Annotated in this window: 21 protein-coding genes; 7 read left to right on the top strand and 14 right to left on the bottom strand. The window is 55.0% G+C overall.

All coding sequences use genetic code 11. The annotated features are described in order from the left end of the window. Positions 1-7 precede the first annotated feature (7 nt). Positions 8-1,495 carry a methyl-accepting chemotaxis protein gene (locus tag QWJ20_RS10430; protein ID WP_433992660.1) on the bottom strand — a complete coding sequence of 496 codons (1,488 nt, stop codon included), beginning with the start codon at positions 1,493-1,495 and terminating at the stop codon, positions 8-10. Between the two features lie 464 nt (positions 1,496-1,959). Then, positions 1,960-3,339 carry an acid phosphatase gene (locus QWJ20_RS10425; protein WP_433992491.1) on the bottom strand — a complete coding sequence of 460 codons (1,380 nt, stop codon included), beginning with the start codon at positions 3,337-3,339 and terminating at the stop codon, positions 1,960-1,962. 615 nt (positions 3,340-3,954) lie between these two features. On the opposite strand from QWJ20_RS10425, the gene QWJ20_RS10420 reads away from it, so the two are divergent. The 5 genes from QWJ20_RS10420 to QWJ20_RS10400 all read left to right on the top strand — a co-directional run bounded on the left by QWJ20_RS10420 (position 3,955) and on the right by QWJ20_RS10400 (position 8,400). Continuing rightward, complete coding sequence (locus tag QWJ20_RS10420; RefSeq protein WP_219678232.1) at positions 3,955-4,977, top strand: methionine ABC transporter ATP-binding protein; 1,023 nt, start codon at positions 3,955-3,957, stop codon at positions 4,975-4,977. Then, complete coding sequence (locus QWJ20_RS10415; RefSeq protein WP_039480020.1) at positions 4,970-5,629, top strand: methionine ABC transporter permease; 660 nt, start codon at positions 4,970-4,972, stop codon at positions 5,627-5,629. The genes QWJ20_RS10420 and QWJ20_RS10415 overlap by 8 nt, the downstream gene beginning before the upstream one ends. Before the next feature lie 41 nt (positions 5,630-5,670). Further along, the gene (gene menC, locus QWJ20_RS10410; RefSeq protein ID WP_433992490.1) at positions 5,671-6,783 is read left to right on the top strand and encodes an o-succinylbenzoate synthase; all 1,113 of its coding nucleotides are present in this window, start codon (positions 5,671-5,673) and stop codon (positions 6,781-6,783) included. Positions 6,784-7,105: 322 nt separating this feature from the next. Continuing rightward, positions 7,106-7,915: a MetQ/NlpA family ABC transporter substrate-binding protein gene (locus QWJ20_RS10405; protein ID WP_052900838.1), complete on the top strand. Its 810-nt coding sequence runs from the start codon at positions 7,106-7,108 to the stop codon at positions 7,913-7,915. 194 nt (positions 7,916-8,109) lie between these two features. Further along, on the top strand, positions 8,110-8,400 hold the full coding sequence (locus tag QWJ20_RS10400; protein WP_095994688.1) for a Bor/Iss family lipoprotein: 291 nt from the start codon (positions 8,110-8,112) through the stop codon (positions 8,398-8,400). Positions 8,401-8,488: 88 nt separating this feature from the next. Here QWJ20_RS10400 and QWJ20_RS10395 read toward each other — a convergent pair whose 3' ends face one another. Then, positions 8,489-9,901 carry a M20 family metallopeptidase gene (locus QWJ20_RS10395; protein ID WP_433992489.1) on the bottom strand — a complete coding sequence of 471 codons (1,413 nt, stop codon included), beginning with the start codon at positions 9,899-9,901 and terminating at the stop codon, positions 8,489-8,491. 142 nt (positions 9,902-10,043) lie between these two features. On the opposite strand from QWJ20_RS10395, the gene QWJ20_RS10390 reads away from it, so the two are divergent. Beyond that, positions 10,044-10,970, top strand: a complete 927-nt coding sequence (locus QWJ20_RS10390; RefSeq protein WP_433992488.1) for a LysR family transcriptional regulator — start codon at positions 10,044-10,046, stop codon at positions 10,968-10,970. Positions 10,971-10,980: 10 nt separating this feature from the next. On the opposite strand, the gene sctU is transcribed toward QWJ20_RS10390, so the two are convergent. Genes sctU through sctW form a run of 11 tightly spaced genes read right to left on the bottom strand, consistent with a single transcriptional unit; the run spans position 10,981 to position 21,548 of the window. Then, positions 10,981-12,060 carry a type III secretion system export apparatus subunit SctU gene (sctU, locus tag QWJ20_RS10385; protein WP_433992487.1) on the bottom strand — a complete coding sequence of 360 codons (1,080 nt, stop codon included), beginning with the start codon at positions 12,058-12,060 and terminating at the stop codon, positions 10,981-10,983. An 11-nt stretch (positions 12,061-12,071) separates the two neighbouring features. Further along, positions 12,072-12,872 carry a type III secretion system export apparatus subunit SctT gene (gene sctT, locus QWJ20_RS10380; protein WP_433992486.1) on the bottom strand — a complete coding sequence of 267 codons (801 nt, stop codon included), beginning with the start codon at positions 12,870-12,872 and terminating at the stop codon, positions 12,072-12,074. Between the two features lie 6 nt (positions 12,873-12,878). Continuing rightward, a complete protein-coding gene (gene sctS / locus QWJ20_RS10375) occupies positions 12,879-13,139 on the bottom strand; it encodes a type III secretion system export apparatus subunit SctS (protein ID WP_011093640.1) in 261 nt (86 codons plus the stop codon). Positions 13,140-13,146: 7 nt separating this feature from the next. Continuing rightward, a complete protein-coding gene (gene sctR, locus QWJ20_RS10370; RefSeq protein WP_095994683.1) occupies positions 13,147-13,800 on the bottom strand; it encodes a type III secretion system export apparatus subunit SctR in 654 nt (217 codons plus the stop codon). Then, the gene (gene sctQ, locus QWJ20_RS10365; protein ID WP_433992485.1) at positions 13,797-14,969 is read right to left on the bottom strand and encodes a type III secretion system cytoplasmic ring protein SctQ; all 1,173 of its coding nucleotides are present in this window, start codon (positions 14,967-14,969) and stop codon (positions 13,797-13,799) included. Before sctQ ends, sctR begins: the two co-directional genes overlap by 4 nt. Continuing rightward, positions 14,966-15,523, bottom strand: coding sequence for a type III secretion system HrpP C-terminal domain-containing protein (locus QWJ20_RS10360; protein WP_226300749.1), 558 nt, complete (start codon positions 15,521-15,523; stop codon positions 14,966-14,968). Before QWJ20_RS10360 ends, sctQ begins: the two co-directional genes overlap by 4 nt. Next, a complete protein-coding gene (locus QWJ20_RS10355; protein ID WP_174868470.1) occupies positions 15,520-15,957 on the bottom strand; it encodes a type III secretion protein in 438 nt (145 codons plus the stop codon). The genes QWJ20_RS10360 and QWJ20_RS10355 overlap by 4 nt, the downstream gene beginning before the upstream one ends. Next, positions 15,947-17,314 (bottom strand): type III secretion system ATPase SctN, encoded by a 1,368-nt coding sequence (gene sctN, locus QWJ20_RS10350; RefSeq protein ID WP_349964274.1) that lies wholly within the window; start codon positions 17,312-17,314, stop codon positions 15,947-15,949. Before sctN ends, QWJ20_RS10355 begins: the two co-directional genes overlap by 11 nt. Then, positions 17,314-18,249, bottom strand: a complete 936-nt coding sequence (locus QWJ20_RS10345; protein ID WP_433992484.1) for an FHA domain-containing protein — start codon at positions 18,247-18,249, stop codon at positions 17,314-17,316. The genes sctN and QWJ20_RS10345 overlap by 1 nt, the downstream gene beginning before the upstream one ends. A 9-nt stretch (positions 18,250-18,258) precedes the next feature. Beyond that, the gene (gene sctV, locus QWJ20_RS10340; protein WP_433992483.1) at positions 18,259-20,361 is read right to left on the bottom strand and encodes a type III secretion system export apparatus subunit SctV; all 2,103 of its coding nucleotides are present in this window, start codon (positions 20,359-20,361) and stop codon (positions 18,259-18,261) included. Beyond that, on the bottom strand, positions 20,358-21,548 hold the full coding sequence (sctW, locus tag QWJ20_RS10335) for a type III secretion system gatekeeper subunit SctW (protein WP_433992482.1): 1,191 nt from the start codon (positions 21,546-21,548) through the stop codon (positions 20,358-20,360). The genes sctV and sctW overlap by 4 nt, the downstream gene beginning before the upstream one ends. A gap of 327 nt (positions 21,549-21,875) precedes the next feature. On the opposite strand from sctW, the gene QWJ20_RS10330 reads away from it, so the two are divergent. Continuing rightward, the gene (locus QWJ20_RS10330) at positions 21,876-22,421 is read left to right on the top strand and encodes an RNA polymerase sigma factor (RefSeq protein WP_095994676.1); all 546 of its coding nucleotides are present in this window, start codon (positions 21,876-21,878) and stop codon (positions 22,419-22,421) included. The last annotated feature ends 75 nt before the right edge of the window (positions 22,422-22,496 follow it).

The raw sequence follows: 22,496 nt of genomic DNA, 5'->3' as shown, positions 1-22,496 counted from the left end.
AAGGTGATTAGATACGGAACGCTGCAACAGCATGGCTGAGTTCACCCGCACGTTCGGACAGCGAACTGGCTGCCGAGGCGGCTTCGTTTACCAGCGCGGCGTTTTGCTGCGTGACCGTTTCCATCTGTGAAATCGCGGTATTAATCTGCCCGATACCCAGACTTTGTTCATTGCTGGCGGTGGAGATTTCGGTCACGATCGAGGCCACGCGTTTGATGTCTTCCACCACGCTTTGAATCATGGTGCCCGCGTCAATGACGGCATGGTGTCCATGGTTTGCCTGTTCGACAGACGTCCCGATCAGTTCTTTGATCTCTTTAGCCGCGTTGGCACTGCGCTGTGCCAGCGTGCGTACTTCGCCCGCGACCACCGCAAACCCTCGTCCCTGTTCGCCCGCTCGAGCGGCTTCCACGGCGGCGTTCAGCGCGAGGATGTTGGTCTGGAACGCGATGCCGTCGATCACGCCGATGATATTGGTGATTTTCTCTGCGGATGACACCATTTGCTGCATTGCTGATGTCACATCGCCCATCATCTTGCCGCCGTCAACCGCGCGCTGTGAGGCGGTGGTTGCCAACTGGCTGGCGTGAGCGGCATGGGTGGCATTCTGTTTGACCGAGGACGTCATCTGTTCCATTGATGCCGCCGTTTCTTCCAGTGAACTGGCCTGCTGCTCGGTACGGGAGGAGAGATCGATATTGCCGCTGCTGATCTGGCTGGATGCCGTCGCAATAATGTCGGCGTTACCGTGTACGCGCTCTACGATATCGGTCAGGTTCAGCACCATTTCCCGCAGTGCGGTTTGCAGTTGTCCCATTTCATCGTTCGACGTAATGTCGATGCGATGCGTCAGATCGCCGTCTGCCACTTTTCTGGCTAAATCCACGGCATTTTTTATCGGTACGGCAATCGATATAATCAAGCGCCAGCCGGATAAGGCAACGATAACTATCCCGATCAGAAGGGTAATCACTACGGAAAATAATATATTACTGAAACTACTTTGTGATTCAGAATAGAGTTCCTGGCCCACATCAGATTGTAATTTAATCAATTGATCGGCAGTCTTTTGCAGCGGTGCGTATTCGCTTTTTAAGGTGTGATTAATAATATATTCTAATGCATCTTTATCATTCTTCTTAATTGCATTAATGGCGGGAATAACGACTTTATCGTTGTACTGCTTGTATAACATTGCAAACTGTTCTTCTAATAATTTCTCGTCGCCCGTTAAATACGTCTTGCTGTATAAATCCCACTGTGCATCATAAATTTTTTGTGCTTCTGCAATGTGCTCCAGCCCGGTCTTAACATCGCTTGGCTGAGAGAGATCAACGCTGGCGACTTCAAACATCACGGTGTTCACCTGTCTGGTGATGTTGTCCAGATAACCCAGTGCTATCAGCCGATCCTGATATAGGGTTTTCATCGATTGGTTGGTGTTGTTCATGCCAAACAGCCCGATAAGGGAGACAACCAACAGCAATAATGCCATTAACACCATAACCGAAATTAATTTAAGTTTAATGCTCATAAGTACCTCTAAATTACTCCCAGGTGAGGAGCGGTATTTCTATATCGACGGAAGAAAGAGAATATTTATGTTGAGACTAACTAAAATTAAAAAATGGCATTAGGGGACTTGTGACAGCGTCGATTTACATTGGTTTACAAAGCGATTGGCATTCTATGCTAGTTGGAGAATTATAATGACTATATTATTCTGGCCGGAAAGTTACCGTTACAGCTAACTAACGAAGATAATATTTAAGGTAACGCCATAATTGTCGTTTTTTAAAAAACCAGAGGCGTTAATTTTTGAAAAAAATGAAACAAAACTGAGGTGAGGATGATAACGCGGATAATAAATTTCCGTTATTAATTTTCCGTTATTAAATCGTATCCCTGTGTGACGATCCTCTTCCCCGCGCAGAAAAGTGTGGGGGAAGAGGCGATCCGTTACCGATGCTGAGCTAATTGCACGGCGTCATGCAGATTGAGGCGCTGCCAGAAATTCTGTGGGCCTTTATCGCCCGGTGCGCCGGAGAGCGGGTAACCGTCAGCCAGCGCGGTTTTCACCATCAGGTTTCTGCGCTCGGTAACGGAGAGATGCGGAAGCACAGGGTCGAGCAGGACTTCTGCACCTTCGGGAATGCTAACCGGAGACGCCGCGCCAGGTTGGGCTGGCAGACCGTACGTCATCGTGTAGCGATAAAACGTCTTCATCTCCGGTGCGGCGTAGGGATCGTCCTGTGGCGCATTCTGAGCACAGGCGCTCAGCGTTGTGCCACAGGCTTTCTCTAATGCGCTGCGCAATTCCGTCTTCGCCTGTTCAAACAGCCGACGATACTGTGGATCGTTGAGGTAGTGCGCCACATTGCGTTCGGCGATCATCCGCGAACCGATCACGTCTAATGGATAATGCACGCCCAGCACGATGCGCGAGTAGCCATAGCGTGCGCCACGATCGATCAACGGAACGAAGCGCTCGGGGATCATTTCCGCTAACAGCAGCGCATCGGTGTAACCCGCGTTGGTATGCCCGCTTGGAAACGCGCCGCCGGAAGCGGTGTAGGGTTTGTTATCGCCAATCACGGCGGTATCCGGCACCAGATGAATGGTGTTATTCGGCTGTAGGAAAGGGCGAGGGTAGTCGAAATGCTGTTTAGCGGCGGATGTACTGACTTCAGAAGTCTTGATTAAGGCTGCGGCTTTGCGTAGTTCACCGCGATTATACGCGCTGATAAATGCATGACCGAGCTTTGGGCCCAATGCATCAGCCAAATAGTAGAGATATCCTTGAGCTTCGGCATCTACCAGTGCCTGTTCGCGCTGCCCCTTGGTCGCTTCGCGATTAATGCGCGTCACGATAGCCATGTTTTGCTGCAACACATCGGTAGAAAGGTGTGAGAAGGAATCCAGCAAAGCAATGCCGGCCTGCTGGTTGGCTTTCACGGCGAAGTCATAACCGCTGGCGTTTAACCACTCGGTATCTGCCATCAGTGACGTCTGTTTCGCCTGTTCTAGCTGCACGCGGGTCAGCTTCGGTGCATCGCCCTGAATTGCCTTGCGCAGCGCAGCCTGAATGGATTGTTCCAGTTCAACAACGCGAGGGCTGCTACTGGCCTGCGTGGTGGAGTCCACAATGGTGCGGAGACTGGCGCTATCCGGCTCAGGCTCTGCTGCAAACCCAGAAAACGGTAACAGGAAAAGACTGACAACAGGCAGCAGCTTGAGCGCGGGTAATACATGAGTTTTCGATAACACATTGGTTTCTGACAACGGATTAGTTGCCGACAACAATATGGTCGCGGGTCGCAGCATAGGGCGATAACGCATAGTGGCATCCTTAATTGGGAGGATAAACGTTTGTCGGTGCGGGATCAGGCTAGGCGCTGATTGTGATGGTAATGTTTCAGGATATATTTTGAGATGCTTATCAACGCATTATCATGATTTGTTATGTTTGGTGACGTCGTGAACCTCACGCGGTAACCGGGGGCAACAGTTTCTTATCTGGTTGCTTATATAGAAGAAAAAGACATAAAAAAGGTTCTAAAAAACAGAAAGGTGATTTGCTTTTTTTATCATTGACGCAAAGCTCATTTCTCTCTACTTTAAACAGACGATTATTTTTTAATATTTCATTGATTTATAAGTAATTAATCTAATTATAACAAAAATGACAGACATAAATAGCCCGGTTATTCCTCAACGCAAAAAGGCGATGGCGAGCCTCTCCCTGTTAAAAATGGCAAGTGAAACAGTCCTGTGGGATAGGTTCAACGTCAACTAATGCGAAATATTTTACCCACGAGCCAATGTTTACCTACGAACAATAGTCTTACCCAAGAACAATGGTTTTACCCAAGCACAGTGGTTTCCCTACATCAAACAGACATACGTTTGCGTATGCCAATAAAATAGTCAGTAACAGCAGGAGTGAGTCAGGTAATGATTCGGTTAGAAAACGTGAGCGTTGATTTCCCCGCCGGTAAAGCAGCACAGTCCAGGGCGGTAAACAACGTCAACCTGACCATTCAACAGGGTGAAGTTTTTGGGATTGTCGGCACCAGCGGCGCAGGAAAAAGTACGCTGCTGCGGACGATCAATTTATTGCAGCGTCCAACAGAAGGGCGCGTGTTTCTGGGCGATACGCTGATTAGCGATGCGTCTGGCCGCGAACTGCGTCAGCATCGGCAGCGGATCGGAATGATATTCCAACATTTTAATCTGATGCATACCCGCAATGTGTATGACAACGTGGCGTTCAGCCTGCGTGCTGCGGGGAAGGGTAAAGAAGAGATTGCTTCGCGCGTGCCGGAAATCTTGGCGCTGGTCGGGTTGCAGGACAAAGGGACTGCCTATCCAGCGCAGCTGAGCGGTGGGCAGAAACAGCGTGTGGGCATTGCCCGCGCCATCGCCAACCATCCTGAAGTGCTGTTGTGTGATGAACCCACCTCAGCGCTAGATTTGGAAACGTCGGCGTCTATTCTGGCGCTCTTGAAAAGTATCAATGTCCGGTTAGGCATCACGATCGTGCTGATTTCCCATGAAATGAGCGTGATTAAAAGTATTTGTCAGCGCATGGCGGTGATGACGGGCGGAAATATTGTGGAAGAGGGCGACGTCTTTACGATCTTCTCTGCGCCGCAACACGCCTACACCAAACAGCTGGTTAGCCATACCAGCCCGGTCGAATTACCTGAACGCTTTAAGCAGAATAATAAAGGCGTCTTGCTGAAAATACTTTTCGCCGATGATTCGGTAGAACAACCGATATTATCCGACGTGGCGCAGCAATTTCAGGTATCGGTCAATATTCTGCACGGCAATATTGAATACATTAACGATCGCGCGCTGGGGCATATTATCGCTCAGATTTCATACCGTGACGATCCGACAGCGGATAATTTAACCGCTGCTATTGCTTATATTCGACAGAATACCTTTGGGGTGGAGGTCATCAATGACTGATTTAATCGGTGAATTAATCTTCGCCTTCGGTGAAACCTTCACGATGGTGTGTATTTCAACGCTCTGTGCGGTGATATTCGGCCTGCCGTTAGGTATCGCGATTTATGTGACCGATCGTCATTTATTCTGGCAGAACCGTTTTGTCTATCTGGTCTCGACCATTCTGGTGAATATCATCCGCTCGATCCCGTTTGTGATCCTGCTGGTACTGCTGTTGCCATTAACGCAACTGCTACTGGGGAACACCATTGGACCAGTTGCGGCGGCGGTGCCGATGTCCGTCGCGGCGATTGCCTTTTATGCGCGTCTGGTGGATTCCGCGTTGCGTGAAGTCGATCCGGGCATTGTGGAAGCGGCGGAGGCCTTTGGCGCCAGCCCAACGCGTATCATCGGGACGGTGCTGTTGCCGGAAGCGCTGGCTGGATTATTACGCGGCCTGACGATCACGCTGGTCAGCCTGATTGGCTACTCGGCGATGGCCGGGATTGTTGGCGGCGGTGGTGTGGGCGATCTGGCGATCCGCTTCGGTTATTACCGTTATGAAACCGAAGTCATGGTGGTGACCGTGATTGCGCTGGTGGTGTTGGTGCAGGTCGTGCAAACGCTGGGCGATATGTTATCGCGTCGGGCGAATAAGCGCGAACGCCGCTAAACCACGACAGAATAGGGTATTCAGGGCAGCAGAGAGATGTCATGAAAATAGAAAAAATTGTATTAAGAAAAATGAAAATGGCGCTGAAAACGCCATTTACGACCAGCTTTGCGACGCAGACGGAGAAACATTTCTCCATCGCGGAAGTCCACGCTGGCGGACAGATTGGTTACGGCGATTGCTCGGCCATTTCGCTGCCGTTTTATAACGAAGAAACCAACGTCACCGCTTGGCATATTATGCGTGACTTCCTGATCCCGATGATTAAGCAGGCCGGAGATATAGAGCATCCTTCACAGGTGCGCGATATTTTCGCCCCGGTAAAGCGTAATAACTGCGCTAAAGCGGCAATCGAAGGCGGTATTTGGGATGCTTACGCGAAGATAAAAGGCGTGCCGTTGCATCAATTACTGGGCGGCGTGCGAAATAACGTCGAAGCGGGAGTGAGTATTGGTATTCAGGAAACGCCCGATAAATTAGTCAGCGTGGTCGATAATTTCCTGAATGAAGGCTACAAGCGCATCAAAATAAAGATCAAGCCGGGAAAAGATTACGACTATATTCTGGCGCTGCGTCAGGCGTTTGGTGATATCACGCTGATGGTGGATGCCAATTCCGCCTACACGCTGGACGATATTGATTTCTTTAAGCGCATTGATCAATTCAATCTGCTGATGATCGAACAGCCGCTGGCGCACGACGACATTATCGACCACCGCAAACTTCAGGCGGCGGTAAATACGCCGATCTGTCTGGATGAAAGCATTGCGTCGGTAGAGGATGCACGTAAGGCGATCGAGCTGGGCAGCGCCAAAATCATCAATATTAAAGTCGCGCGTGTCGGCGGCATTACCGAAACTAAGCTGATTCATGACTACTGTCAGGCGCACAATATTCCGGTGTGGTGCGGCGGTATGTTGGATACGGCGGTCGGTAAAGCGCACAACATTGCGGTATCTACGCTGCCGAACTTTATCTACGCACACGATATCCCGCCATCTTCCCGCTACTGGCATGAAGACTTCATGCTGCCGTTTGTCGAATTGGACAAAGACAGCTGCGTTGCGGTGCCAAATAAACCGGGAATCGGCTTTGAGATTAACCCTGAACTGTACGAAAAATATTGCTACGGACAGGAAATCTTTTTGTTTTAATTGATTATTAAATAAGACTTTTTTAGTAAGGCATGTGAGCAGTAAAACGTTATCCAACACCAGGGAATAACGTTATAAAAATAGAATAGGGCGCTACGACACCCATAACCGTTATACGACATGGCAGCAGAGAGCGTGGGATAGAAGAGTAAAGCGTCCGCGCCAAGGATGGCGCGGCTCGAGCGTACAGGGATGTATTTACAGCGTCTTTACGATCTACCCACGCTCTCTGCCCGCCTTACTTCGTCATCAATATCATGGCACCTATTACGCCCCAAATAATGGTAAAGACTGACTAAATCGGACAGACAGGAACGCGACGATGCGATTGAAAAAACTCATTCCACTCATGCTGGCATTGGGCATCTCTCAGGCTTACGCAGCAGATTCAGGCAAAGAAATCACCATCGGCGTCTCGCCGGGGCCGTATGGCGACATGGTCACGAAAGCGATCAAGCCGGAAATGGTGAAAAAAGGCTACGAGGTGAAAGTGCGCGAATTCAGCGACTACATCCAGCCGAATCTGGCGCTGTCGAACAACAGTATCGATGCCAACCTGTTCCAAAACCGCCGCTATCTTGATCGTTTCAGCGCAGATAAAGGGTTGAAACTGGCGGAAGTGATCACCGTGCCGACGGCCAGCATGGGCTTTTACTCCAACAAAGTACGCTCGTTGGATGAGCTGAAAGCTGGCGATATCGTGACGCTGCCAAACGATCCATCAAACCTGGCTCGTTCGCTGGATTTCCTGCAAAAATACGGCCTGATCAAGATCAATCCAGACATTACGCCGACTAAAGCCTCGCTGCGTGATATCACCGAAAACCCGAAAGGGCTGGTCTTTAAACCGCTGGAAGCCGCACAGCTGCCGCGTGCTTTGGGTGGCGTAACGGGCTCGCTGATTAACGCCAACTTCGCAATTTCTGCGGGTCTGAACCTGTCTGACGCGATCCAATTGGATGTGCTGCCGGAAGATCTGAAAAACATGATCGTCGTGCGTGCGGAAGATGCCGACAAACCGTTCGCTCAGGATCTGAAAGCCGCCGTTCAATCCCCGGAATTCGCCGCGTTCTTTGAGGACAAAAACTCCATGTTCCACGCGTTCCAAAAGCCGGAGTGGATGAAGAAATAATTCCCTTTCAAGCCGCCAGTGACCTATGAGCAATAGGTCACTGGCTTCCCCGCTGCAAACGGGTATTAACCCGCAAATCCCCTCTCAGGCAACATACCGTGTTAATTCAAAGATAAGAGCATTTAAAACATTGTAATTTTTTGTATAAATGCCATTCTTTGTAAGAATTATTGACATAACACAACGAGGGTTCGATGAAAAAAATACTTTCTACTGCCGTATTGGCGCTGGTACTGACGGGATGTGCTCAACAAACCTTTACAGTAAAGAATGAGTCTGTTGCCACACCTAAACAGGTGACCACGCATCACTTCTTCGTTTCTGGTATTGGTCAGAAGAAAACCATTGATGCTGCGGCGGTATGTGGCGGTTCTGACAAAGTTGTTCGCACCGAAACACAGCAGACCTTTGTTAATGGCCTGCTTGGGGTGGTAACGTTCGGTATTTATACGCCTAGAGAAGCCCGCGTTTATTGCTCGCTCTAAGCTAAAGCCTGTATTTAATAGAATATAAGGCTGTCTTACGATAAAGCCATCTCCTATCGAGATGGCTTTTTAATGTCGTTCATACCCGTCATACTTCAAGTTGCCTAGGTCGTACCAACAGAGAGTTGCCTTGCTCCCCCAGTTCCCAGAACAAGCCGGTCATGATCGCTAACCCTTCGCGGGCGACAGATTTCAGCAGATGTTCGTTGACCGCGTGCTGGCCGCATGCCGGATAAGAGTGGGGGATCCACAGTGTCGGCAGGCCGAGGATGTCGGCGAAAACGTCATTGGGCAGCGATCCGCCCAAATTCGGTAACAACGCAGGCTGCTTGCCGCTAATGTGCTGCATCAGTGCCAGCGTCCAATTCACCAGCGGATCTTCGGGGTTAAAGCGCGTCGCTGGAGATGTATTAAGCACCTCAACGTCCACCTGCGTAAAGCCGTGCTGGTCGAGGTGTTGACGCACATGTTGCGCCAGATGCTGCCAGTCGGTGCCGACCACAAAGCGCAATTGGCAAATCGCCGTCGCGTCGGCGGGAATCGCGTTCACTGGCTTGCTCGGGTTGCCGGTAATAAACGACAGCACTTCCAGCGTGTTCCAGCCAAATAGCCGTTCGGCAGGCGTGAGACCGTCTTCGCCCCAGTTTTCATCAATCGCCGGATCGCCCTCGCTGCCAGCGGGGTCGATTGTGCTGAGGATTTCCCGTAGCGCGGGCGTTAGTTTAGGTGGCAGCAGGGCGTCGATCTTCATCCGTCCTTGTCCATCAACCAGACTCGCCACGGCGTTCGCCAGTTGGGTGCCCGGATTGCTCAGCAGGCCGCCCCAGTTGCCAGAGTGGTATGCCTGATCGCGCGCCTGGATGCGCAAACGGAAATTGATGCAGCCGCGAGAGCCGAGGAACAGCGTCGGACGCTCTGCGCTGAGACGCGGGCCGTCGGAGGCGATAAAGATATCAGCAGACAGCGCCTGCTTGTGTTGTTGGCACAGCTCGGCCAGCCCCGGTGAACCAATTTCTTCGCCCATTTCGAACAGCAGTTTGCAGTTGAAGCCTAAACGCTGTCCGCGAGCCTGAAACACCTGCTCCAGCGCCATCAGGTTGATGCTGTGCTGGCCTTTGTTATCGGCACTGCCGCGTCCGTACCAGTGGTCACCTTCTTCCACCAATTCCCACGGTTTGAGCCCGTCGCGCCAGTTTTCTTCATCACCAAAAACCACGTCGCCGTGGCCGTAAGACAGCACGGTCGGCAGGCTAGGATCTTCAATGCGTTCGGCCAACAGAAAAGGGGGATGACGTTCATCTGGCGAGGCAATCAGCCTTACGCTGAACCCCATCGCCTGCAAGGCGGGCTGGATTTCGTCCGTCAGATAGCGGTTCAGCGCGGGATGGTTACCGGCTTTCTGGCTCTCGCTGGCGTGGGCAATACGCCGGGCCAGCGTCTGTTTAAATTCTCCGCGATCGAAACGTTCACAGGCGATACGAATAAGGTCTGCGCTGGTCATGCCTTTCCTTGCTGGATAATGTGCCGAAGTTACCGATATTTAAAGAAAAAACGAGCTTTGCAACAATAATAAAAATTGCAATTAAGCTTTGCTTTTAATATAAACCTCGAATCCCCACGCGTTGTCTGAAAGGAACGCCGCCATGCACAGCTCCGAGATTCGTTATTTTCTAGTGGTTGCCACCACCGGTTCGCTCAGCGCCGCCAGTCAGCACCTGTTTGTCGCCGTATCTGCGATCAGTCGCCAAATTCAGCGGCTGGAAGAACGCATCGGCGTGCCGCTGTTCGAGCGTCATGCGCGCGGCATGGTGTTAAACGATGCCGGACGCATTCTGGAAAATCACGTGCGTAAGAGCATGATGGACATGGATGCTGCCGTGGCGGAGATTCAGGGGCTGAAAGCCAGCCGTCGGGCGCTGTTGCGTATCGGCTGCACGGAAGGGATGGCGTTTGATCTGCTGCCGACGCTATTTGCACGTTTTCGTCAGCATGATCCCGATACCACCTTTGCGCTGAAAGTGGACTCTGCGATGCAGGTGTCCCAGATGATCCGCAATGGCGAAGTGGATATTGCGCTCCAGTTTGCGCTAGCGCCCGAGCAGGGCGTGAATGTGGAACTGTCGCTGCCCGCGCCGCTGATGCTGCTGATGTCTGACGATCACCCGCTGGCGCAGCAGTCTATTCAACTGGCGGATCTGCATCCTTTCCCGCTGGCCTTGCCGGAATCCTCGACCACGCTACGGCAGCTGTTTGATCTCTCATGCCGCATGAACGGCACCTTTCTGGAACCGACGCTGTGCTGCAACAACTTCACCACGCTTTATTACTATGCGATGAGCACGCCGGGGGCGGTCACCGCCTGTAGTTTCTATTCCGTGATGTACAAGTGCTTACAGCAACCGATGCGCCTGAAACCGCTGAATATTAAGCAGCTTGACCAGCGCTCGCTTCAAATCCAAACGCTGGCAGGCAAAGCGCACGCGCCGCAGCAACAGGCTTTCCTTGATTTCATGATGGCGGAGCTGCGTCGGGGAGAAGCGTATTATTTGAGTCAGATCGCGGAAAGCTAAATATCCGCCTTCACTCCATCTCAATAATGTCGCGCTTTTGCTCGTCTTCGAGCTGGCGCAGGACGCGATACACCTGCGCTACCGCCTGCAACGTTTCGCGCGGAATGTAATGGCCTTCCGGCGTAGTGCGATACAGCGTGCGGGTCAGCCAGATGAAGCGAATCACCGGAATATCGGCTTTTTGCGCCTGCGCGATAAGCTCCCGCGCCGCGCTGTCTTCCCCCTTAAACAAGATACGTGGCAATGGCGTTTTGCCGGGGCGATAGTAAAGTCCCACCGCATAGTGCGTTGGGTTAACCAACAGCATATCGGCATCTTCTACTTTGGCTTTGGGGCGCGGTGCGGCGGGTTCGTTCATCAGTTCGTGCGCCAGCGACTTACGGTGACCTTTCATATGCGGATCGCCTTCGGAATCCTTGTGCTCGTTGCGTAAATCCTCGTGGCTCATGCGCTGCTGCTTGAGGAAGAAATACTTTTGCAGACCGAAATCCAGTGCGGACAGCACCAGCAGTGCCGTCAGCGTGGTACGGGCAATGCGCGTCAGCAGGGCTTTCACCCCTTGCCAGAAGCCGTGCAGATCGCCATAGGCCAATTCGACCAGCGCTTCCAGCTCCGGCACCACCACTTTATAAAAGACGATACCGATCACTGCGGCTTTCAGGATATTGGTCAGCATTTCTACCAGCTTGCGCATCGAAAACATCTGCTTGAACTGGTTGATCGGGTTCAGGCGGTTGAGATCGAGCTTCAGCGCTTCGGGCGCAAACAGCGGACCATACTGGAGCCAACCGCCCACCACGCGCAGCAGCACGGCAATCGCGGCGGCTAACAGGCAGAGCGTGCCCGCCAGCACGGCGGCATCGTGAAACACCTCTTTTGCGACCTGCGCAAACGGGGCATCCAGCCGTTGCAACGGCAGTTGTACCAGCGTTTGCAATTTTCCCATCGTGCTGTCTGCTAATGCCAATACGCACTCCAGCAGGCCGACGCAAATCAGCAGCTTGGGCACATCCTGACTTTGCCCGACTTCCCCTTTACGGCGCGCGTCTTCGAGCTTTTTCTCTGTGGGTTCTTCCGTTTTCTCGCTCATCGGTTCCGCCTTTAGCTATTCGATGCGGTAAAAAGCAGCGGGAGCAGGTGCTTGAGATCCGGTAGCCCCTGAAGTTTGTGGTCACCTAAATATTGCAGCACTGGCAGATAGATGATGAAAAACGCCATTCCCACCAGACACTTGGCCGGAATGGATAGGACGAACACCTGAAGCTGCGGACTATACAGACTGAGTAATGCAATACTGAATTCCAACAGCAGCAGCAGCGCGACCAGCGGCCCGGCGTACACCACCAGATGGGTGAAAGTGTCGGCTAGCAGGCTGAGATACACCTCAAACCCTTGTTCTCCCGGCGCAGGCAGCCACGACAGCACTGGCCAAATCTGGTAGCTGTCCCAAATCAACTGCGTCAGCCCTTTCAGGCCGATACCGATAATCAACAGCAGAATCAGCGTCTGTTTCAGCAGATGGCCGAGCGGCGTGGCGTCCGAACCCAGCGCGGGGTTGAGCTGTCCGCCCATGAGCGCACCGCGCTGGTTATCAAACAGGGCGCCGATGGATTCAAACAGCCAGAACGGCATCGCCAAAATCAACGCGATGAGGAGCCCGACAATGATCTCTTTCAGCAACAGGCCGGGCAGCATCGGCCAGGACAGCGGCGTCAGCAGAAGCTGCTGCTGCACGATGGGAGCGGGCAGCAGCGTCAGGGAAATCACCACGGCGTTGCGCGTCATGCCTTTCAGCACGTTGAGTGAAAAAACCGGCACCAGAATAAAGCAGGGATACAGTCGGGCGATGCCGAGCGTAATGGCGATGATAAAGTCGTAAACGTGCTGAATGGTGGCGATCATGCGGATTTATACTCCGGTGTGCGCAATCATGTTGAATGCGGTGATAGCCAACTGCATCAGCTCTACGCCAATCCAACGTCCGCAGAGCGCCAGCGTCAGCCCGACGGAAATCAGTTTGACGGCAAAAGGCAGTGTCTGATCCTGCAACTGCATCACCGCCTGTAGCAGCGAAATCAGCACGCCGACGATCACGGCAACCAGCAGCGGCGGTGCAGAAAGCAGCACGACCATCACCATGGCCTGACGGAAAAGCGTGATTATTTCCATCGTGGCCTCACAGGTAGCTGTAGAACAAGCCGTCCAACAGCCGCGTCCAGCCGTTGACCAGCACGAACAGCAGTAGCTTTAACGGCAGCGAGAGCGTCATCGGCGCAACCATCTGCATCCCCAGCGCCAGCAGCACGTTTGAGACGATGAGGTCGATGACGATAAACGGGATATAGATCAGGAAGCCGATTTTGAACCCTGCCTGTAGCTCCGACAGCACGAAAGCCGGAATCACCAACAGCAGATTTTGCGTGTTCACCTTTTCGGATAGCGACGCAGGCCACATTTGCAGGCTGTTTTCATGCAGGTGGGTGAGGATATCGGGGTCAACGTTGCGCGACATAAAGGCTTGCAGCGGCTCCAGCCCGTAGGTCACGCTGGCCTGAAGCGACGTGATGTCGGTCATATCCAGCGGCTTTTCCTGCACGCGTTTGCTGATGTCCTGAAAGACGGGTGCCATCACAAACAGCGTCGCCGCAAGTGCGATGCCGTACAGCGCCATGTTGGGCGGCACCTGCTGCACCCCGATGGCGTTGCGGGTGATCAGCAGCACAATCGCAATCTTTAGAAAGCAGGTACAGACAATCATCATCAGCGGAATCAGGGAGAGTGCGCCCAGAAAGAGCGCAAACATCAACGGATCGAATGCGCCGGAAGTCATGGTGCCAGCTCCGGTTCGGCGGCGTGTTCTTCATCTGCTATCGGCAGTATTGGCGTCGGTGCGGAAAAGCGCTGGGTAATCTGTAGTCCCAGTCGGCCTTCCACATCGACCAGATCGCCGCTCGCCAGTGCGATATCGCCGTGATACAGCCAGGCTTGCCCCGGCACCACGTCGCGCAGCGTCAGCACGCTACCGCTGGCGAGGTGCTGCAATTCTGTCAGCGTCATCGTCAGACTGCCACAGCGAATATGTAAGGTGACCGGCAGCGGTGGTAAATTTTCGGTGACGCTGTCACTTATTGGCGTAAATTCAAGCGCTGAGGCCTCTGAGTGGGGATCGGCTAGCATCGTGTCGGTAGCGGACGAGGGCATTGAGACAGTCTCCATGTCGGTAACGGTAAAGGTGTAGGGGGCGAGCTCCGTGAGCTGTAATGTGCCGCGCAGGCGCAGCGTGCCGGCTGACAGCGTTCCCTCGCCCGAGGGGGTAAACCACGGGCGATTGGGCAAAATAAGATCGCCCGTACGCAAATGGCATAACGCGGACAGCGGCAGCACGGCATCAGCCAGCGTGAGCTGAATAGCGATAGTCGTTCCTGCGGGTAGCGCGCGGCGCTGGCGGTGCCAGTCAGCACGGGAAAATAGCGCCAGCCAGACGGCGTCAGCGGCCTGCGTCCGGCTGCGCACTGTTATGCCGTTCCAGCTCACGCTGAGCCAGACGCAGAGTGCCGCATCCTCGCTGTGTTGCTCTGCGGAATCACGCTCTTTCTGAGAAAGGCCCAGTGGGTAAATTTCTCCGACCAGCGCCCGCAGCACGGGGTTAAGCAACTGGTTGTAGAGTGTCCAGTACCATTCCTGTGCCGCATCATCGTCTTCTGTGAGGGGCAGCAGCGGGCAGTCCGACAGCAGGCTGAGCACAGGAAACGGATCGGCCAGTGAAATAATGCCGATGTCGCTACGCCAACTGCTGGCCTGCGCGATGGATGATTCCTCTGCCTGCTCGAGTGCGTTCGCCAGTTGAAGGTGCAGGCGGCCAGCCCGTCCGTCGCGGATAAACGGCAGCGATAATCCAGTGGCCAGCGTCGATCGGATACGGGCGTGCTGCGCGCGCAGGGCCGGCAGCGTTAGCGGTCTGACGTGCGGTGAATGGACGTCGGGTAAATTCGGGCTCATCTCTCATACTCTCTGGCGTCAAAACGCAGGTTTATCGGGCAGTCCAGTGCACTGGAGAGCGAATGACGGCAGGCTTCACGCCGATCTTTTAACTGGTGGTAGCTTTCCCGGCTGAAACGCAGCGAAATATCCCAGCCGCGCGGCACCAGCGTGGCTAATCGCGCATCGATATCACCCAACTGCGGCAGCTGTAGGCTGAAGGCAAACGGCGGGGCGCAGATGTTGTCCATCGCCTCAATCAGCTCACATTGCAGCGGTTGCCATTGTGACGGTGTCACATATTGTGGGCTGTCCGGTGCCTCACTTTGCAACGGCAGCGGGGTATTGATGGGGCTACCCGGCGCTAAGGCGACAGGTGATTCCTGATAGAACGCGTCTTCAAAGCCGTCCGAAAACGTGAAGGCTTCCCAGAAATCTCTGTGTTGTGGATCGGGTTGTAGATCGGATTGTGGATTGTGTTGCGAATCGCCTGCGCGCGAGGACTTGCCGTGCAGCACCGCCTGCGCGTTCTGCGTCGCCTTAGATTCGGATGACGCAATCTGTCGGTTATTCATACGTGCTCCTGAGGTAACGTAAGCAGATATTCCAGTTTCTCCACCGCCTTCTGACATTGGCGAGTGGTATCTCGGGCGTGATCAACCTGATGCTGCTGGTCGTGGTGTTGCTGCTGCGTGGCCTGTACCTGCTGCGTTTCTGTCGCGATTTCACCGAGTAAACGTTGTTCGGCGGCAAGGTTTTTTTTCAGGTTTTCCAGCGTTTGGGATTGCCCCTGAGTTTCTCGGGCAAACTGGTCGCGCTGCGTCTGACTGGCCTGTCGCAGCGCCTCGACCTGCTGCTGATGATGGCGTTGCTGTTCCGCAATGCGGATCAGCTGCTGTTCTTCCTGCCGCTGCTGACGCTCGCTGCGGCTTAAGCGCTGGCGGCGTATCGGCATCAGCAGATTCAACACGGTCTGTAATTCGGCATCGCGTTCGGTGTTATGGGGCATAGCGGCTGACTCCGGCGAGCTGTTGTTGAATCACGCCATATGGCATGGGTTCACGCATCGACTGACGAAGAAACTGGGTGATTTCTGCCTGAGCGTTGACCGCGGAGTCGGTTAACACGTCATGGCCGGGCTGGTATTCGCCCAAGCGGATCAGCATTTCGACCTGCTTGTACGCCGCCATCAGACGCCGTACGCCGCCCGCATTGCGGGTGTGTTCGGTATCCACGACGTTACTCATGGTGCGGCTCAGGCTGGCCAGCACGTCGATAGCCGGATAGTGCCCCTGTTCCGCCAGCCGTCGGGCGAGCACGATGTGTCCATCAATCAACGAACGCACTTCGTCGGCGACCGGATCGTTCATGGAGTCCTGTTCGATCAGTACGGAATAGAGCGCGGTGATGGCGCCGTCTTCCGTTTGTCCGGCGCGTTCGACCAAGCGCGGCAGCAGCGTATAGACCGACGGCGGCAGCCCGCCACGCCCCTGCGGTTCCCCGAGCGCCAGGCCGATTTCACGCTGCGCGCGCGCGAAACGCGTCAGAGAATCAATAATCAGCAGCACCTGACGGCCTTCGGCACGGTAAGCCTCGGCGATGGCGGTGGCGGTGAACGCCGCACGGGCGCGTTCCATGCTGCTGCGGTCTGAGGTGGAACACACCAGCACGGTGCGGCTACGCAGTTCATCGTCCAGTTCGTGATCGAGAAACTCGCGCAGCTCACGGCCGCGTTCGCCAATCAGCCCGAAAACGATGGCGTCGCACGGCGTATTACGTGCCAGTTCGGCCAGCAGCGTGGTCTTGCCGCAGCCTGCACCGGCGAAAATGCCGACACGCTGCCCCTGACCGATGGTCAGCAGGCCATCGACGGCGCGTAATCCGGTGGGGAGCGGCTGGCTGATGCGCGGTCGGGAGGTCGGCGGTGGGGCATCGCCCAGCACTGGCTGCGTGCGGCCTGCGGCATGACTGGGCTCGACAAACGCGCTCTCGCCGCCGTCCTCCAGCGCCCGCCCAAATCCGTCCAGCACGCTGCCTAATAAACGTTCCGATACCTGAATGCAGTGCGGCTGATACAGCGGCGTCACGGTGGCACCCTGTGCGATGCCGTCCAGCGCACCGAGCGCGGAGAGAAAGGTGTTGTCTGGGCTAAATCCCACGACTTCCGCCATCATCTGGCTGTCGTCCTGACGGGCCACCCAGCACAGATCGCCAATGCGCGCCTGCGGCAGGCTGCATTCCAGCAGGATGCCGCTGACGGCCATGACGCGGCCTTTTTTCTCCACCGGCGCATAGGCTGCCAGATGCTGGCGCTGCTGCGTGACCCACTGGTCGAGCAGCGGAAAAGAAGAAGGTTGTGTCTGCATTACCAGTTCACCGTTATCTGTTGTCTGCCGCTGAATTCAATCTGGTGCTCGTCAATTCTCACCAGACGCAGGTTGTCGATCTCATCGCCGATGAAAAAGCGCTGACCGTCCGCCGTGACGACGTTGGCGCGTGACCCGCTGGTCACCTGAACGATCTGAAACGGCAGTTGCTCCGTTTTCAGCTGCGTGCGGTTATCCACGGACAGCGCGGTTCTATAACGTTGGTGGAGTTGGGCGAGCATCCGTTCCAGCTTTTTTTGATCGTCCGGCGATAATTGTCCGGTGAGCGTGATGCGATCCTGAGAGGCCGCCACTTTCACGGCTGTGCTCAGCTCCCGCTCCTGCAACATAATGCGCAGCGTGCTCTCCAGCTGTGGCAAGGTGCCGAGCGGTTTACGGGTATCTTGCGGCGACGGGGCGGCAGGCATCGCGACGCTCTCCTGTAGCTGCCAGCTGCCCACCATTACCAGCAGCAACGCGCCGAGCAGCAGGTAGCTGGCTTTGGCCCACAGCGGCAGGCGCGGTGCGGGGGCAGGCGCAGGAATCGACGCAGCGGTATGAACTGGTGATTCATCGGCAGGCATATCCGCAGAGGGAACGTCCTCTTCCACCATTGGAGGCGTTTCGCTGTCGTCAGGCCAGGGGGTATCGGCCGCCACAACGCAGAGCCAAATCTGCCCCAGCGCAAACGGCGTGCCGGGCGGCAGAGCGTCAATCTGCTCGACGGTATGGCCTTCCGCATTGCACAACGTGCCATCCTGTGCGATGAGCACCCAGCCGTCAGCGGTCTTCTCCAGTTGGCCGTGATACGGCGCTATGCCGGGATCGTAAAGCACGAGATCGGCATCATCGGCCGCACCGATGCGCCAGGCGTTTCCGCAGAGCGGCAGCGCCGCACCGCGATGTAAACCAGTCAGCACGCGTAATTCAAACATGGTGTGTTCCTATGCGCTAAAGGGGTCGGGGGAGTCGTAAAGATCGAGACGTCCAATGACGTTGATCGACAGGGTGGATTCCAGCTCGGTGAAGGACAGCACCGGAACGTGGTGAAATTCATCCTGCAACAGCGTGCGCAGCGGGCTGCGTAAATCCTGCGCCACCAGCACCAGACTGCGCTGCGACGAGAGCGGCGGAAATGCCTGCCGCAGTTGGCCGAGCAGCGTGGCGGCGTAGTCCTGCGTCAGGGCGAAGAACGTTTCGTTCTGCGTCTGGCGCAGCGCATCGCGCAGCAGTTCTTCGCTTTCCGGCGTCAGCAGCCAGACGGCAAGGCTGTTTTCGTCGCTGTACTGGTGGCAGATTTGTGATTTGAGCGCCAGACGCACGTAGTCGGTCAGCGCCAGCGTGTCCCGTTCGTGCTGGCCGACTTCAATCAGCGCTTCGGCGATGGGGCGCACCGACCGCAGCGGCACGCGTTCGGAAGCCAACCGTTGCAATACGCTAGCGAAACGTGAAAGCGGCATGATGCGCTGAAGCTCCTGCGCTAATTCCGGCTGCTCGCTCTCCAGCCAGGCCAGAATGGATTTGGTTTCCTGCAAGCCGATAAATTGTGAGCCCGTGCGATGAATAGCCTGTTCCATGCGCGCCAGAATCAGCTCATCCGCGCTCCAGCGCGGCACATCGTCCGGCTGCTGCGCGACATGTGCCAGCGGTAGCCAGAGCCACTGGCTTTCATCCCGCAGCGTCGGGCCGGGTGTGGCAAGATCAACATCAGTCGGTTCGATTGCACCGCTGGCAACGGCCAGTCGGTCGGTGACAAACGTGGCTTTCACGTAGGGAATTTCATAGACGCAAAATTGAAATTCATCTTCCGCTAGCCGATCGCTGAATTCGATATCAAAGGACGGCAGCGTAAAGCCGAAGCGGTAGACCAGTTTGTTACGCAGGCGGCGAATATTCTGCACCAGCGCCGTTGCCGTTGGCTGCCCTTGCCAGACTGGATGAAACAGCAGCAAATAGGCGCGCGTGGGGTTAAAACGCCGCAGATCCTGATAGCCGTTCTGTTCAGCAGGCATGTTGTCCGCTTCCAACTGGCTGGCATCTAACTGACCCTGTTGCTTGATGCGCCAGAGCTGAAACAGACCGCTGCCGAGTGACGCGAAGCTGATGGTGACAAACACCAGCGTCGGCATCCCCGGCAGCAGCGCAAAACCAAACATGCCGATGGAAGAGATGATCCACGCTTTGGGCTGGCTGGTGAGCTGTTCGGCAATTTCACGGCCAATATTGGCATCCACTTTTTGCCCGTCGGCTGAGACGCGGGTGATGATCATCCCGGCGGTCAGTGAGATCAGTAGGGCGGGAATCTGAGCGATCAGCCCGTCGCCGATGGTCAATACCGAGTAGACGTGCATCGCATCGGACGCGGCCATGTTGTGCTGCAACACGCCGATGGCGAAACCACCGATCATGTTGATGAACACAATCACCAGCGACGCAATGGCATCGCCTTTAACGAACTTCATCGCGCCGTCCATCGCCCCGAACAGCTGACTCTCTTTCGCCAGATTTTCCCGCCGCTGCCGTGCCTGATGGGCTTCGATTAATCCGGCACGCAGATCGCTGTCGATGGACATCTGTTTACCGGGCATCGCATCGAGCGTGAAGCGTGCCGCCACTTCGGCCACGCGTTCGGAGCCTTTGGTGATCACCAGAAAGTTGACCACCGTCAGAATCAGGAAGATAACCAGACCGACCGCCAGATTCCCGCCCACCACGTAGTTACCGAAGGCTTCAACGATATGGCCGCCGTCCTGCTGAAGCAGAATCTGGCGCGTGGTGGAAATGGAGATCGCCAGCCGAAACATGGTGGTCAGCAGCAGCACCGCTGGAAACGTCGAAAAGGCCAGCGGTTTGGGCAGATACATCGCCAGCACGATCAGCAGAGAAGAGACGCAGATATTGAGCGCGATCAGCACATCGATCAGCCCGGTGGGCAACGGGATGATCATCATAAAGACGATGGACATCACGATGACCGCACCAACCACCTCCGAGCGCTGCATTGCGCTCAGCGCAATACGGTTCAGCCAGATAATCAACAGATTCATGGCTGCCCCTTATCCGAGTCGTGCGCATCCTGTTTTTGCCGCGATGCAGTATCACGCTGCGTGCTTTTGGCCTGCTGTTTCTCATATTGGGCGATATCGCCAATCATGCCGCGTATCAGTTGGATCGCCGTTTGCCGGTTTTTACTGTCTCGCCACAGTGGATGCGGCAGGTCGCTAACGAGCGGCAGGAGGGCGCTGAAAAACATCGCCTGATGCTGTACCTGCGTACCGGCGACTTCCCGACCGAGATTATGCAGATCGCGGGCATAGGCACCGTTGGCGCTCAGGCCGATCAGGCGGCGGGTTAGCTCCACGGCACCGAGCGTAAAGGCAGGCACTTTGTTCGCTAACCGAGTAAGCAGCGTCTGGCTGGATGATAGCGTATGGCTCAGGTGGCGAGAATCGTTGAGGTTGCTCAGCATCTTGCTGAGAACGGCTTTCGAAATCGACGGCGTCAGCGAGGCGATATCCGCCGCCAGCGCGCGCTGCAACGTGCGCAGCCCAATGGAAAACGTTGCGGCATCAAAGCGTTCCAGCAGGGAATCCAACAGCGCGCTGGCCGACTGCTGATGCACGATTTTCTGGTAATACAGATCGCGCATCGCCTGTTTTTGTTCCGGCTGAGTGCTGAACAGCGCAATGGCCGTTGCTGTGTTCAGACCGGCCCGAACTTCCGGCCCTTTCTCCTGATGCAGCTGCTGTAGCGCACTTTCTGCCGCCGCGGTCAGCTCAGGCTGTTGGGGAGACTGCTGCTGGATGTGGCGCAGCAGAATATCACCGCGCGCCGGATCGTTGCCCGCGGCTTCCAGCACCGCCTCAAGAGACGGTGAGCCTTGCTGCATCAGCAGATCGCGCATCCGACTCAACTGCTGATCGAGCGTACTTTGCGACGGATTTTCCAGCATCCTGAACAGTTCGGTCAGTTTCTCAATCCGCTCGACATTGGCGGTGGCGCGCGCGTCCGGCTGCTGGGCGATGTGGCGTCGGTTCAGCGATTTGCTTCTGCGTTCGGCCTGCTCGCCAAACGCCATTGCCACTTCCTCCATTGAGGTGGAGAGCGGCGAACCGGGAGGCGCGTGGTGCGAACTCGTCTGCTGCACCGCAGCCTGTGGCGCGGGATCGTCATCCACCACGACAGGACGCGGCAGGGCGCTGCTAGAGGGAAGAACCGTCGGCATTTTGATCATGATGTCATCCTGAATAAATCGGCTACGTGTCGTGGTGCGAACGTGCAGCGGTATGAATGTATTGCTGTGTGGACGCAGAAAAGAATGGGTTCCCCGATGTGAAGTCATCGGAGCAGGCCGAATTTGATGGCGGATTGGATTAAATGCCGTTCTACTGATTGCAATAACTTGCAATTTCACGCCGCTGGCGTTGGCAATAAGTGGCGTGATAAAAAGCAAAGTGAAAAATAACTGATTAAAAATCAGTGTGATAAAAATTTTTTCGGGCTGGCACAAGGCTTGCTCTTCCGTTTTTGCCAATGAGGCACAACAACGGAGAGTCAGCCAATGGAAATGTCTACCCTGAAACACATCGAACAGACCCCTTCGCTTTACCCAGCGTTATCTGTCGATTGGGAACAGGTGTTTCGTCAACACGGAAAGAAATTGCATAACTTTATCCGCAAGCGCGTCAGCAACCATGACGACGTGGAGGATTTACAGCAAATGACCTATCTGGAAGTGCTCAAACATCAGGATAAATTTGCGGGAGCATCGCGGCCGGAGACGTGGGTATTCGGTATTGCCCTCAACCTGGTTCGCAATTATTTCAAGCAGGCACGCCAGCGCGCTCAGGAAATGGGCGATGAGATGCTGGAACATATCGCGATAGATCTCGATCCCGGCGCTATCACCGAAAGTCAGCGGTCCTTGAAACGCGCGATGGATGCCATCGTCTCACTGCCTGAAGATACCCGTCAGATGCTGATGCAATTGCTGGATACCGATGCCAGCTATCAGGATCTCGCGTTGCAGTTGGAGATCCCGATCGGTACGGTGCGGTCGCGGCTGTCTCGTGCCCGAGGGGTGATCCGTCAGGCCGTTGAATCCTGACGGCATTTCACGGGACGAAAGGACGCGCCTGCACCCGCCGTTTTTCACTGACTGAGTTGGTAACCGCTTTATTTC

This window comes from Pectobacterium sp. S5 (assembly GCF_051707265.1).
Lineage (GTDB): Bacteria > Pseudomonadota > Gammaproteobacteria > Enterobacterales > Enterobacteriaceae > Pectobacterium > Pectobacterium polare.
This window is presented reverse-complemented; position numbering and strand designations above follow the sequence as displayed.

Bases quoted from the DNA above. Each gene is read 5' to 3' on its own strand.
- QWJ20_RS10430 (WP_433992660.1), bottom strand. From the start codon at position 1,495: ATGGCATTATTGCTGTTGGTTGTCTCCCTTATCGGGCTGTTTGGCATG.
- QWJ20_RS10425 (WP_433992491.1), bottom strand. From the start codon at position 3,339: ATGCGTTATCGCCCTATGCTGCGACCCGCGACCATATTGTTGTCGGCA.
- QWJ20_RS10420 (WP_219678232.1), top strand. From the start codon at position 3,955: ATGATTCGGTTAGAAAACGTGAGCGTTGATTTCCCCGCCGGTAAAGCA.
- QWJ20_RS10415 (WP_039480020.1), top strand. From the start codon at position 4,970: ATGACTGATTTAATCGGTGAATTAATCTTCGCCTTCGGTGAAACCTTC.
- menC (WP_433992490.1), top strand. From the start codon at position 5,671: ATGAAAATAGAAAAAATTGTATTAAGAAAAATGAAAATGGCGCTGAAA.
- QWJ20_RS10405 (WP_052900838.1), top strand. From the start codon at position 7,106: ATGCGATTGAAAAAACTCATTCCACTCATGCTGGCATTGGGCATCTCT.
- QWJ20_RS10400 (WP_095994688.1), top strand. From the start codon at position 8,110: ATGAAAAAAATACTTTCTACTGCCGTATTGGCGCTGGTACTGACGGGA.
- QWJ20_RS10395 (WP_433992489.1), bottom strand. From the start codon at position 9,901: ATGACCAGCGCAGACCTTATTCGTATCGCCTGTGAACGTTTCGATCGC.
- QWJ20_RS10390 (WP_433992488.1), top strand. From the start codon at position 10,044: ATGCACAGCTCCGAGATTCGTTATTTTCTAGTGGTTGCCACCACCGGT.
- sctU (WP_433992487.1), bottom strand. From the start codon at position 12,060: ATGAGCGAGAAAACGGAAGAACCCACAGAGAAAAAGCTCGAAGACGCG.
- sctT (WP_433992486.1), bottom strand. From the start codon at position 12,872: ATGATCGCCACCATTCAGCACGTTTACGACTTTATCATCGCCATTACG.
- sctS (WP_011093640.1), bottom strand. From the start codon at position 13,139: ATGGAAATAATCACGCTTTTCCGTCAGGCCATGGTGATGGTCGTGCTG.
- sctR (WP_095994683.1), bottom strand. From the start codon at position 13,800: ATGACTTCCGGCGCATTCGATCCGTTGATGTTTGCGCTCTTTCTGGGC.
- sctQ (WP_433992485.1), bottom strand. From the start codon at position 14,969: ATGAGCCCGAATTTACCCGACGTCCATTCACCGCACGTCAGACCGCTA.
- QWJ20_RS10360 (WP_226300749.1), bottom strand. From the start codon at position 15,523: ATGAATAACCGACAGATTGCGTCATCCGAATCTAAGGCGACGCAGAAC.
- QWJ20_RS10355 (WP_174868470.1), bottom strand. From the start codon at position 15,957: ATGCCCCATAACACCGAACGCGATGCCGAATTACAGACCGTGTTGAAT.
- sctN (WP_349964274.1), bottom strand. From the start codon at position 17,314: ATGCAGACACAACCTTCTTCTTTTCCGCTGCTCGACCAGTGGGTCACG.
- QWJ20_RS10345 (WP_433992484.1), bottom strand. From the start codon at position 18,249: ATGTTTGAATTACGCGTGCTGACTGGTTTACATCGCGGTGCGGCGCTG.
- sctV (WP_433992483.1), bottom strand. From the start codon at position 20,361: ATGAATCTGTTGATTATCTGGCTGAACCGTATTGCGCTGAGCGCAATG.
- sctW (WP_433992482.1), bottom strand. From the start codon at position 21,548: ATGATCAAAATGCCGACGGTTCTTCCCTCTAGCAGCGCCCTGCCGCGT.
- QWJ20_RS10330 (WP_095994676.1), top strand. From the start codon at position 21,876: ATGGAAATGTCTACCCTGAAACACATCGAACAGACCCCTTCGCTTTAC.